The organism is Allobaculum stercoricanis DSM 13633, assembly GCF_000384195.1.
Taxonomy (GTDB): Bacteria; Bacillota_I; Bacilli_A; order Erysipelotrichales; family Erysipelotrichaceae; genus Allobaculum; species Allobaculum stercoricanis.
On sequence record NZ_KB913034.1, the window covers coordinates 1,859,155 to 1,871,953 of the forward strand.

The following is a 12,799-nucleotide window of genomic DNA, read 5'->3' on the forward strand; positions in this document are numbered from 1 at the left end:
ATCTTAATTTTGCGTTTGGATCACGTAGTCTAATGCTTGCGCAATGTTCTCAACAATACGATCAGCACTATTTTGAACCACTTGTGGAGAAGTCGGAAAAGTAAACGACAAATCCGTCTGTTCTAACATTGACTGATCATTATAGGAATCCCCAATTGCACAAGTCATGCCGCTTTGATGCGTCAGTTCTAACATTTTCTTTACACCAAAACCTTTGGTCATTCCTTTAGCCATAACATCTACAAACTCGGCATTGGCAGCAATTTCCAAACCTGGAACTGTCCGTAAATATTCTAAATATTGTTGTCCTTTCGGGTTATCCGCGCGAAATGAAATTTCAAATACTTCATCTGCTTCCATTTCATCAATCGAATGAATGCAACGCACACCTTCAAAATCATCAAATTCGCCAACATTCAGGACATACAGCTCTTTTTCAGCATGGAAAACTAATTCAAGATGTTTTCCATGTTCAAAAGCCGTCCGAAAAACATCTTCAGGAATATATTGTTTAAACAAGGCATTTCCATTGCGATCTAGAATACAAGCTCCATTGGAGTGAATTCTAAAATCAAATTGGACTTTATCCTTTAACTTCACTTCCACATCTTTCCACATCGCCGTTCCCCGACCAGTGACTAATCCAAATAAGTTTCCTGTCTTTTGGAAGTTTTTAATTGCTTCAACATCTACTGATTGAATCTGTTCTTCGCGATCGTGAAAATATAATGTCCCATCAAAATCCGTTCCAAAAATAATCATTCGTTCTGTTCTCCATCCAATTTTCATTTCCACTGTTATTGTCGATCTACTTTTCGTTTCCAGTATTTTCAAAGAGCTACAGTTGCTCACGTTTTCATTTTTGACAAATCGAACTATTTGTTCGAACTGCCTAAACGACCCTCACCACGTAAGGAAGAGATCGCTTTGAGCTGTTCATAAGAAATTTCTTCTTCTTCAAGTTGCGGCATTCTCAACAGCACCCCTTGAGCGCATGCCTTTTCATATGGATACGCGATGAATTGCGCTTTTTGTTCTTCACTCAATTGCTCGAGCGCTTCTTTTTTGATGATTTTTAAAGGTTTATCATTCACGTTTGTGATCGGAATTAAATATTCGCCACGATATCCCGAATCCATCACTCCGGCGCGAACGGACATTCCTTTAACCCCTGTACTGCCTCTTTCTTTGATCACCATGACATATTCTGGATCAAAGGCACTCGCAATCCCGGTTGGGACAATCACTGTATGTAATGGTGGAATTTCCAGTGCATCTTCTTCAAAACAAGGATATAAATCATACCCCGCATCTTCGAGGCGACGTGAGGGCACGATGGCATTTTCTTTGATTTTTGCCCAATATAATTTCATGTTTTAGGCTCCTTTTCTTATTCGCAAATCCCGATTAAATCGTATTGTGTTGCATCGGTAATTTTCACATTGACAAATGTTCCTAATTCAATTGGCTTTTCACTCGTAAAGATGACTGCGCCATCTACATCATCCGGTGCATCCCCAAAGGAGCGACCGTGATAACGATTCGCAAACGCTTCTTTTTCTTCGACCAACACTTCTAAAGTCGAACCAATTCGTTGTTTATTGTTTTCTAAGCTAATTTGTTTTTGAATACTCATTAATCGATCCAAACGTGCTTGAGCCACTTGTTCATCGACATCCATTTCTAAATTTGCGGCTGGAGTGTCTTCTTCTTGTGAGAACACAAACGCACCTAAACGATCCCAACGTACTTCTTGAATAAAGTCGATCAATTCTTCAAAGTCTTCATCTGTTTCTGTTGGGAACCCAACGATAATCGTTGTTCTTAAAACGGATTGCGGGAACATTTCTCGAATTGTTTTCGTGAGCGCTAAAACATCTTCTTTTGTTCCACGACGATTCATTTTCTTGAGTAAACGATTGTTGGCATGTTGCATTGGAATGTCGAAATAAGGCACAACTTTTGTGCTTTCTTTCATCGCCTGCAACAATTCTGGTTCGATTTCATCTGGATACATGTATAAAAGACGAATCCAATGCACGTTTTCAACGTCTTCTAATGCTCGAAGTAATTCGGCCATTTTGAGTTGACCATAATTGTCCAAGCCAAATTTTGTCGTATCTTGAGCGATTAAAGTAATTTCTACCGCTCCTTTATCGGCTAAAAATTGCACTTCTTCTTTTACGTCTTCGATAGTCTTGCTGACTTGTTCGCCACGAATGAGCGGAATTGCGCAGAAGGCACAATGGTTAGAACAGCCATCACTGATTTTGACATAAGCGCTCCATGGATTGCCGGAAACTGTGCGATCCGCTTTGCAGTAAGGAACAACTTGATCTTGTTCTAATAATTCTTTTAAAATCTGTGGCAATTTATCGTAATCGCGAATGGGCACAACTGCGCTAATTTCTGGAATTTGTTCGCGCAATTCTTGTTCATAGCGTTGCGCTAAACAGCCAACAACGATGATCTTTTGCGCATAACGTGTCATTTCAAAAATGGTTGAAATACTTTCTTCTTTAGCGGGATTGATGAATCCGCACGTATTGATGATGATCGCTTCCGCTTTACGAGGATCGCCTACTAAAACGTGACCTGCTGCTTTGAGCATGCCCATGATTTCTTCTGAGTCGACGAGGTTTTTGGAGCATCCTAGTGATACAAATCCTACTTTCATTTTCGTTCTCCTTATTTACAATTTATTCGATAATACATAGCTTGTATTGGTTTTTTGCTTGTTTATGGAACGAGCTTTCCATTGAACTATATTATACAAAACCACGCAAAAAGGGACGTCACCATGCGTAAACATCCCCTTTTTTTCATTTTGTTCTTCTCATGTAACTCAATCATTTTCTATTGATTGGTTTCAAGATTCTTTTTGATCGGCTGATTTTCTCGATCTTCCCACGTCTTGCGATAAAACATGCGTCCATCTAGCGCAAATTGTTTAGGTCCCATTGTCCCTGGCGCTGTTTCATTGAGCGTTTCGTGAATCATAAATAGTCGTGAATCAAGATTATCCAACAATGTAAGGACTTCTGCTTCCGCAATCATCGGTAAAACCGGAGATCCGTAGTCATATTTGCCGTGATGGGAAAGAACCATATGTTTTAACAACATCACTTCTTCACTATTTTCCACATCAAGAGCGACAGCTACGCGGTCAATCAAATTGCTCGCCATCGAAATATGGCCAAGTAAATTTCCTTGAACAGTATATTCAGGCAAAATTGGATCGGAATATTCAGCAACTTTCGCAATATCGTGAATGAGAATTCCCCCGATCAACAAGTCGTAATCGAGCCATTCATATTGTTTTAAAACAGAGAGAGCCAATTGGGCCATAGAAAAAGAATGCCAAGCTAAACCACCTGGAAAATTATGATGGTTACGTACCGCTGCTGGGTATGTAAAATATTGTTCTTCATTCATGGCAATCAACTCTTTCACGACATCTTTGATCACCGGATTAGTCATATGTGCAATCAGTTCATAGACATCGCGTTTGAGTTTTTCATGTTCAATTGGTGCATTGCGCACATAGTCGATTGGATTGCCCTCGATTTGTTTGAGCGAGCGAACGCGAAGTTGCCAAGCGTTGCGATAGCGAATTAAATCGCCGCTTGCTTCGACGATCATGCCCACTTTCCAAAGTTTGGCTTCTTCTTCGCTGACATTCCAATATTTTGCATCTAAACTCCCCGTACAATCTTCCAAAATCAAAGAGATATACGGTGCGTTTTTGGCCGTTCTACCCACATCTGATTTTGTAATCAAACAAGGCAGTACGACTTTTCCTTCTTGTTGTAAATCTTGTATCATAGCGTCTCACTTTCCATGAGTTCATCAATTTCATCACGACTAAACCCTTGCCGTAAACAATACGTCCGAATTTTCATCTTCTGGGTTTCTGGATCTTTGCCGCCATACATACGGCGTGCTTTTTTATAGGCGCGAAGCAATTCTGTTTGATCGTGATCTTCTGTAAATTCTAATTCTTCGGCTGCTTCTCTTGCCTCATCTGGTGTATAGCCATTCAATACGAGTTTCGACATAATCATCTGGCGCTGACGACGTACAGATTGCGCTTTTAGTGATTTTGCCAGGCGTTTAGCCATTTGTTTAGCATTCACCAATTCTCTTTCCGGACTTAATTCTTCACAAGCTTCATGAATATATTCTAGAGAAATTCCAGCATTATATAATTTCTTTTCCACTTGGCGTTTGGAATAGCCCACCGATTGATAATAGTCTGCTTTATCCATCGCATATTGACGATCATTAATCCGATTGGAGGCTTCTAGTTCATCGGCTACTTGATTGGCGACCATTGCTGGCGCTTCTAGTTTGCGAATGCAATAGTCAACGACTTGGCGACGCGTCATATCGCGATTAACCAAGCGCTGCATCACCCGATACATACACCAATAGAAACTATATAAGTCTAAATAACTCTTAACCATATAGACATCTAGTTTCGTATGAACAGCAATTTTCCATTCAAAGAAATCATCTAAAGGCATGATGATTTTCACAGGCTCTTTTGAAGAATCGACATCTAACGATAAAAACGCAAAATCGCCCGCAAATGAGATTTTTTCAACTTCATAGGTTTTTGAATAATCATCAATCGCTTGAGCGTACACACGCTCTACAGCATACGCAAATGTTTCTGCGGTGAACGGTAAAATCTTTTCGCGACATTTTTGTTGGCATTGTTCTTTTTGTTCCATCGATAAAGCTTTAAATTGCTCAACCTTTTCTAACAATTCTTCTGCTGAATCAAAATAGAATCCCGTTTCCCCTTCGAAAAGCAATTCTTCTAATACTTCATCCCGACGCCCGAAGACCATCTTGCCACAGGCCATCGCTTCTAAATAGGTCATTCCTTGCGTTTCGGATAAAGAAGCCGAAACAAAAGCATCAAAAGCACTATAAAAATAAGCAATGTCAGCCGGTGCTGCTTTCCCTAAAAAGTGAACGCGATCTTCCACATGTAAAGAGGTCACTAAATCTCGATAATAGTCTTCATCCGGTCCGGCCCCCACAACGGCTAAGTGTAAATGTGGATCTTTGCTTATGGCCATCGCCTGAATTGGCATATCTAGCGATTTTTCTTTCGCTAAGCGGCCGATGAAAACTAAAATAGTCGCTTGTGGATCGGTTGTAACGCGATTGCGAATGTCTTGAAGACGTGGATCTTCGAGGTTCACTTCGGTAAATTTATCTAAATCCAACCCCGTTGGCACAACATAAATCGGCGCCAACACGCCATAATCAAGCAACGCTTCTTTCGTTTTTTGGCTTGGAGCAATAACAGCTTGCGTATTATTACAAACCGTACGACTTGCGGCTTTGATCGCATCAACGGATACTTTTTCAATTCCCGCATATCCTCTTGGGTTAATGTAATGGGTGTAGTCCGTAAACATCGTATGATACGTATTCACTAAAGGAATACCAAGATTATGGGCAAGATGTTGGCAATAAATGCCGACACCAAAATTCGTCTGTAAGTGCATCACATCGAGATGCATCGCTTCAATATAAGATTTCGTCCGGATATTAATAGGGGATGAAACTTTGTAGCCGTAAAAGCTTTTAATTTGAATACCCGGAAAACGCAAAATATGATCTTGAAATTCAACATTCACTCCGGCATGATTCGTAATCACAAATACTTCATGTCCTGCTTTGGTTAAAGCATTCTGCAAAGTGACTGTCGAGCTAACTACGCCATTGATATCTGGAAGATAGGTGTCTGTAACTAATCCAACTCGCATGCTCTTTCTCCTTATCTAGTCGTTCTATTTTGATTGAGAACGGGAATATTTATAGAAATAATTCGGGATTTTCCCTTATTGTTTGATCTTTTATTCGTCCATCTTTAGATGTAGTTTGGCTGATCTTGCTCTATTTTTCAACACAACCGCTTTTCTCAATAAGAAAACCTGCCCATGATCGTGCTAAAGTAAAGAGCACAAAACAGGCAGGCTAGACTCTTCATTTTCTAATTAGTCAATTTGTGATTGGACAATCTTCTTTTTGCGATCTTCACTATTTTTGAATAAAAGGAAGACTAGCGCTCCGGTCATAACTGGCAAGTAATACGAAGAAAGTCGCCATAATAATAATACTGCACCCGTCAATGGATCTAACATGGCGGTAAACAGCATTGCGAAGAACATCTCTGTTCCTCCGCTTGCTCCCGGTAAAGGAATAAATGCATTGGCCATCGTTACAAAAGAAGCTAAAGCGATTGTGTCAATCAATTTATTCCAAGGCAAAGCAATTCCCAATGCTCGACTGACCACAAAAGGAAGCGAAAAATATAACGTTAAACGGACAACATTGACCAAAGCAACCTGGATAATTAATTTCCAGTTATGCGATAAGCGTTTAATTTCATGGGTGAAGCCACGAACTTTTTCACTCCAAATGGTCACTTGTTGTTCTGGGTTGGCAATGATATGGAGTTTCCCTAAAATTTTAACGCATTTTTCCGATAGCCATATATACAGATTTGGACATAATGCCATCGTATATAACGCTAAAATTACAACAACATTCACGAGATAACCTACTGCAACAAGCCAAACCCAAGCGTTTAAGTCGACATATTGCGTAAATCGCAACACAAATAAAATGGTGACATAAATCATCATTGTCGTTTGATAAATAATGAAATCCGCCCATAATAAGCTCAGACCATCACTATAGGAAACGCCTTGCTTTTTCAGTACATATACTTGTCCAAACTGACCCCCAGTTGAAGAAGGAGTCACCCCGGCAAAGAACGTTCCTACAAATGCGACAATAATGCCCCCTAGTGGAGAATATCCTTTTTTATATTGTTTTCCTAATAAAAAATAAGCGACGCCAACTACAACATTGATCAATAATCCCCAAGAAACAATTAAAATCAATGATCGAAATGGCATTGATTGGATTGCATCAACAATGGCGACAAAGTTATCTTTTAACGAGAAGTACATGGCAATAGCGGTGATCGCTAAAATAACGAGAATATTTAAAACATATTTCTTTTTACTCGACTGCATCGTCTATTTCCTTTACGTCTTTAAACTTCTTTTCCCAAGATTCAACGTAAAACTTTTTCCACATGTCCAAAACATGTTCTTTTGAATAGAAGTTGGAAAGCTGTTCGCTTTTTTTACTCCAATATTTATAATTTTGCGTATCGTCCATTAACATTTGAATAATATGGGCAAAGTCGTCATTATTTTCGCCAGTTTGATAGCTATCAAACAAAATATCTTGATATAAATCCAGATTGCGACAAACGAGCGGAATATTGAAATTAATCGCTTCTAAAATCGTCATCGGGAATAGTTCGTTAAACGATGGAATAAATAAAACATCTGCCATGTTATAAATATTCACCATATCCTCGCGATCTACAATTCCTGTAAAGGTCACATTTTTAGGTGGGTTTTCCATAATCGCTTTTAATTCATCATATCCTTCTGTCATTGGACCAAAGGAGAATCCTCCTGCCCAAACAAATTGAATATGCGGCAACATGGTTGCTGTTTTGACAAAATCTTGAACGCCTTTTCGCGTCTGAACTTGGCCACACCCTAAAACAACAAATGCATCTCGATCAATTTCATAACGATCTCGCCATTCATTTCGTACTGTTTTTCCTAATGGATGAAATTTTTCTTTGGAAACAAAGTTTGGTATATACGTAATTTTATCGCGATCGATGCCATATTTCACTAATTCATCTATAAAAGATGGATTAACAACGACGAGTTGGTCCGCAAGATTGTAAAAATCAATGATATATTTATTGATCACCGGTAAAAGTGGTTTAGGAAATTTTAAAGATTCCGTCACAGTCTCCGGTAAAAAATGACAGTAAGCAATGTTAACCGAATTTTTTCTTTTCATTCGCAACATGAAGCCTGGATCAATTGTATGGAAATGTTGAATATCTGGATCAGAAGCCCATTTATTAATAGTCACCTCGAATAAATCCGATGCTCCGGTTTGAATCAGATTCACTTGTTCTTCATAAGCGCTTCCTACACCTTGACCGGCGACGGCACCAGCACTCGAAAACATTGCAATCTTATATTTTTCTTTTGGATTCATCGTTTATCCCTCCACACCCTTCATTTTGAGCAATTTTAGCATTCTCATTATGCACGGTAAACCTATGCCTCTTTACACTTTTGAAAGATGATCAAATTTTTGATTTCCTTTAATTTTCTTTAATCAAGATGTAAGCACTTTTTATGATTCGTTTGTTGTTGTTCATTTTCATATAAGATCTTCATTCTCGATTCATTTTCTAAAAAGAGTCAATGATTTTCCCGCCCTTCAACATACAACTCTGCTCTAAAGATCACGCATGAAGTGCCCAACTTCATCTTCCCAGCCATTTCCTTGTTGTCCTCTTTTTGAATAGAGAAAAAAACGACATTGCACTTACACAATATCGTTAATCTCATTTTGATCTATTTTTTTGATCGTTTAAGAACCAAAGAAAATCAAACTTGATTTCGTTTGCGCTCCTAATACTTTCATTAATTCCTCATCCGTTTCTACTTCATCTTTGTACGCTAATGCCGCCATTACCGTTGGTACACTTGCACCAGAAACGAAGAGCATTCGATTCAACAAGTCTCTTTTTTCCAAAACGAGCCAAGCTTCTTGCGAAACACTGCTCGTCGACAAATCACTGAGCAACAACAAGGAGTCTTTGTTGTAGACCGTATTACAAACAGATTCGAAATTCCGGCGAAATTTCAAAACATCCGTTCCATCTAAGGCGAATGTATCTGCATCCGCTTGACCATTCGAAATCGTCAATGCACTTTCCAGCAAAGCGGGTCCAAAGTTCCCCTCGCCAAAAAGAACAAGTTTTCTCATTATTGTCCTCTTTCTTGACGAGCTTTAGCACGACGTTCTTTTCTTGATGTATGTGCAGTTTCTTTACGTTCTTTTTTCCATTCTAGCCACAATTCTTGAATTTTCATGGCTGTATTTTTGGCAACTGGCATTTCTTTAGACTGTGTCAAAAACAACATACTTGTTTTAAAGAAGCCTTTTTGAACATCCACGTTACGCACGTTTTTGAAACGGATCAATTGATCTTCAAAAACAAATGCATCCTCAGTCGCAATAATTTGGCCATCCATGAGTGCTTCTCCTACCATAGCGAGAGCGAAAACACCTAAACCGATGTAGACCATTCCATTTGCCAATGCAGAGGATCCTGTGATTTTTGCATTTGGACTCATGAGAAGGAAAACACCCACACCAAAACCGACGAGTAAAACAAGGACATAAATCCATACTTTAGTCATGCTCATTTTAATAACTTTTGCATTCTCATGTGTTTTTAAGAAACGTTCACGCAATTGACGCGCCGCAAAATAGATTTTCCAGTTGGAGTAACCAACAAAGCCACCCATCCCGATTAGCATCAGCGCGATCACCCAATAAAAAATATCCATACTTCCTCCTATACTCAAACTCTTTACGCCTTTTTCGTATTTCTTGTTCAAGAGTTAGATACAATCTTTATGTGAATAGATCGTTTATCGTTTTTCATTCGCTATCGATCTAGATATAATATTCTATCGAAAAAAGAATAATAGATTAAGAATCTTGAAAAAATTGAAATTATGCTTACTGATTGTAACGAATTTTAAAGAGTTTTCCCCACAATTCGCTCTAAAAAGTTAAAATACATCCTCGCAAGACTGAGATTCGATACATTACTGATCCTTTTTATCTTTTCTTGTCCATACTCAAAAAATAAGGAGAAACTCATATGTCCCAACCTTTTCAAGAACTTTACGATCGTGTCAATATTTATAACGAATTTTTAAAAGACTCTGAAATGCGCATGCAGTTAATCGAAGAAAACCACGTCATCGCCAAACTAAATGCCGATCAACGCTTATTAAACTTCTATGGCTACATCCATGGTGGTGCAATTTATTCTTTAGCCGATACAGCTTGTGGAATTTGCGCCATGACCAATGCTCCTGATGCAGTAACGCTGAATGGTTCATTAAACTTCATTCACCCAGGTCGTGCGGGCATGCTGTATGCCGAAGCGAGAACACTTCACTCCGGTCGAACGACTGGTGTTTATGAAGTTCGCGTATACGACGAAAACGATGAAACGATCGCAGCTGGTACATTTACGATGTTCTTATATCGCGATAAAAAACCAAGCGCCAACAACAAAAAATAAGTCATTTTTGATCCGTGAATCGCTTTCTCTTTTTCAATCCGCTCTATTCCGTATAGGACGCCTTGGCTTTTTGTGCTTAAATTGACAATGCTCAATTCAACTCACTAAAATAAGGATGATAACGACTTTTTTGATCACATGCAAAACGCATAAAAAACTCACTTTCTTGCTTGGTCAAGAATTCAGAAAGGTACCAAAGATTATGAAAAAATCAAAACGCCTATTATCTCTTGCCTTGTCGATGTGCATGGTCGCAACTCCTGTATTTGCTACCCCTATCTTTGCTGAAGATCACGCTCAGACAAGTAACTCCTCTAATCATCAGGAAGCAACAATCAACGATGTTCAATTTGTTAAAAACGAAGCCGACAAACACTTCGTTCTCGACAAAAACACTGGTGTGATAACTAGCACATTTACAGTGAAGAACAATCTGAAAAAAGATCTTGTCTATACATTAGTTTGTGAAGCATCTCCTGCAACTCCATTCACAATTACGGCATCTGATAAAGTCGCAGTAGAAACAGATACAACAGTTGACGTGCAAGCAAGCGCCGAAGATACAAACAATGAATCTTCTGCTACAACTAAATCTGTCAACTTAACGATTCCACATGACAAAATTCCTGCTGGTTCAAAAGTTACTGTAACCTTCAATACAAAAGATATTGATTTTACCAAAACGACATTAACTCTCAAAGCTGGAATCCATCTCCAAGGAGAAGAAGGTCAACAATTGATCAATGAAACGCTAACTCCTGATCAAGATCATCAATTCAGCTTCTCCACAAACTGGGATCAAGCCAACAGTGTTTGGACACTCGATATTCTTCCACCAATGGAATACATCAAAGGAAATATCGCAACCCAAACTCCTGCTGATGAAACAAAAGAATCTGTAAAAATCATCCAAGAAACAGAAAAAGTTGAAGATTCTACAACTTCTGAACAAACAACAACTGAATTTGATTTTATCCATGAAGATGATCAAATGGATGCACCTCTCGCTTTGAATCCAGAAATAGCGAAAGATGAAAACATCTCTTTAATCACTGTTGAAACAAAACCAAGTGCTTTTGAAGAATTGACTTCTTTAACACTCGGTCAAACACAAATCGATTTAACAAAAGCTAATCTTTCCCAAATCGATTTAACGAACATCTCTCTTGAAGATTTAGACATCAATCAATTCAACGAACTTGCAAGTAAACAAGGTTTATTTGATCAAGGTGTCATGTACTTAAAATCCCCTGAAGGCTATCAGCTCTTCGTTCGTGATTCGGCATTAGAAAACTTCTCCAATACCGATACAATTCGCGCTGTATTTAGCGTTAAACGCGATGCGGGAAAAGTAGATATCACAACAACAGCACTCAATCAAGATGTTCACAGCAAAGAAACATTCACCATTGAAACGGCTGAAATGCCTTATACTCCAGGAAATCCAAATGACGTAACATTCAAAGCTTCTCACGATTATTCTCACGAAGCACAAACTTGGACTGTCAAAATTACATTATCTGATCGCCCAAGTGAATTCGTTTTAGGCTTTGATCAAGTTGAAGGATCAGCTTTACAAAAACCAACTTCTTTCACAATCGATGGCGTTGCGATTAATCCTGACGTAAAAACTTCCATGTCCGGAAGCAAATTAAAAAGTGCAACAGTTACACTTACGGAAGAGCAACTTAACAAAGTCAAAAAAGACTCCCTTGTTCAACTTGTCTTCCCAATTGATGGCAGCAAAGCCCAATCCGAAAAAATCCAGATGGATGTGAATACCGGAAACATGAAGAAATCTTTAAGTGCTCGTTTCTCGGTTAAAGCAGGAACTCCACATACATCAACGGAAACAAATATGTGGTCAATGGTTGGCTTACTCGTTGGTGCTCTTGTTGTTCTAGGTGCAGTCTTCTTCGCTCGTAAAAGAATCACTAAAAAATAATGCGTTTTAAACGGTCACTCTTTAAAAGTTGGCCGTTTTTTTTACGTCCAAAAGTGCAAATTAAAAGGCAAGCCCGCCTGCTTGCCTTTTTTGATCTTTTATTTTTATCTATTTTTTGAGTTCGTTTAAACGTGCTTGAACGTGTTGTGCGATTTCTTCTAATTCTTCTAAAGATTCAGATTTAGAAATATATGCTTTTGTTACATCAAGTGCTGTTTTTTCGCTCAATGTGCCAATTAAATATTCACTCTGTTCAATGATTGGTTTAAATGTTCTCGTTAATGCATTTTTGCTGTAAGTAAATCCAGCAACTTCTACATAACCAAGAGTTAAGAGTTTTTTTAATACGATTTGAATTGTATTTTTGCTGAGTTCTGGTGCAATTGCAACAACTTCAGCAGCGGAAAGTGGTCGTTCACTATTCCACAGAATGGTCATTATTTGACTTTCACGTCTAGTCAAGCCATTAGGTATCATTTGTTTTCCCCCTATGTCATTATTATTTGTTTTAAACAAATCCTTCTTCATTCTTATTCTAATTTGAAATGTATTCAGAAACAATCTAATTGCATTTATATTTTAAAAATCATCGTTTTTTAAACTGCTTAGTCACT

The 12,799-nt window shown here is 38.5% G+C and carries 12 protein-coding genes; 2 read left to right on the top strand and 10 right to left on the bottom strand.

What is annotated here, in order from left to right; translation table 11 throughout:
• Nucleotides 1–3: 3 nt before the first annotated feature.
• The 9 genes from ALLST_RS0108695 to ALLST_RS0108735 form a co-directional block, all read right to left on the bottom strand.
• A complete protein-coding gene (locus ALLST_RS0108695) occupies nt 4–762 on the bottom strand; it encodes an HAD-IIB family hydrolase (protein ID WP_019893789.1) in 759 nt (252 codons plus the stop codon).
• Nucleotides 763–875: 113 nt separating this feature from the next.
• A complete protein-coding gene (locus ALLST_RS0108700) occupies nt 876–1,373 on the bottom strand; it encodes a dCTP deaminase/dUTPase family protein (protein WP_019893791.1) in 498 nt (165 codons plus the stop codon).
• A gap of 17 nt (nt 1,374–1,390) precedes the next feature.
• Entirely contained in the window at nt 1,391–2,677 is a 1,287-nt protein-coding gene (rimO, locus tag ALLST_RS0108705; protein ID WP_019893792.1) for a 30S ribosomal protein S12 methylthiotransferase RimO, read from the bottom strand.
• Between the two features lie 179 nt (nt 2,678–2,856).
• On the bottom strand, nt 2,857–3,825 hold the full coding sequence (locus ALLST_RS0108710; protein ID WP_019893794.1) for a 3'-5' exoribonuclease YhaM family protein: 969 nt from the start codon (nt 3,823–3,825) through the stop codon (nt 2,857–2,859).
• Nucleotides 3,822–5,786: a glycosyltransferase gene (locus tag ALLST_RS0108715; RefSeq protein ID WP_019893795.1), complete on the bottom strand. Its 1,965-nt coding sequence runs from the start codon at nt 5,784–5,786 to the stop codon at nt 3,822–3,824. Before ALLST_RS0108715 ends, ALLST_RS0108710 begins: the two co-directional genes overlap by 4 nt.
• A gap of 231 nt (nt 5,787–6,017) precedes the next feature.
• On the bottom strand, nt 6,018–7,064 hold the full coding sequence (locus tag ALLST_RS0108720) for a lysylphosphatidylglycerol synthase transmembrane domain-containing protein (RefSeq protein ID WP_019893796.1): 1,047 nt from the start codon (nt 7,062–7,064) through the stop codon (nt 6,018–6,020).
• On the bottom strand, nt 7,051–8,124 hold the full coding sequence (locus tag ALLST_RS0108725) for a glycosyltransferase family 4 protein (RefSeq protein WP_019893797.1): 1,074 nt from the start codon (nt 8,122–8,124) through the stop codon (nt 7,051–7,053). The genes ALLST_RS0108720 and ALLST_RS0108725 overlap by 14 nt, the downstream gene beginning before the upstream one ends.
• Nucleotides 8,125–8,505: 381 nt before the next feature.
• A complete protein-coding gene (locus ALLST_RS0108730; RefSeq protein ID WP_019893798.1) occupies nt 8,506–8,904 on the bottom strand; it encodes a PTS sugar transporter subunit IIA domain-containing protein in 399 nt (132 codons plus the stop codon).
• Nucleotides 8,904–9,491, bottom strand: coding sequence for a hypothetical protein (locus ALLST_RS0108735; protein ID WP_019893799.1), 588 nt, complete (start codon nt 9,489–9,491; stop codon nt 8,904–8,906). The genes ALLST_RS0108730 and ALLST_RS0108735 overlap by 1 nt, the downstream gene beginning before the upstream one ends.
• A gap of 320 nt (nt 9,492–9,811) precedes the next feature.
• Between ALLST_RS0108735 and ALLST_RS10625 the strand changes: the two genes are divergently transcribed.
• The gene (locus tag ALLST_RS10625) at nt 9,812–10,240 is read left to right on the top strand and encodes a PaaI family thioesterase (protein WP_019893800.1); all 429 of its coding nucleotides are present in this window, start codon (nt 9,812–9,814) and stop codon (nt 10,238–10,240) included.
• A 202-nt stretch (nt 10,241–10,442) separates the two neighbouring features.
• Nucleotides 10,443–12,185 carry a hypothetical protein gene (locus ALLST_RS0108745; RefSeq protein WP_019893801.1) on the top strand — a complete coding sequence of 581 codons (1,743 nt, stop codon included), beginning with the start codon at nt 10,443–10,445 and terminating at the stop codon, nt 12,183–12,185.
• A 108-nt stretch (nt 12,186–12,293) separates the two neighbouring features.
• Here ALLST_RS0108745 and ALLST_RS0108750 read toward each other — a convergent pair whose 3' ends face one another.
• A complete protein-coding gene (locus ALLST_RS0108750) occupies nt 12,294–12,662 on the bottom strand; it encodes a BlaI/MecI/CopY family transcriptional regulator (RefSeq protein WP_026472864.1) in 369 nt (122 codons plus the stop codon).
• Nucleotides 12,663–12,799: the final 137 nt, after the last annotated feature.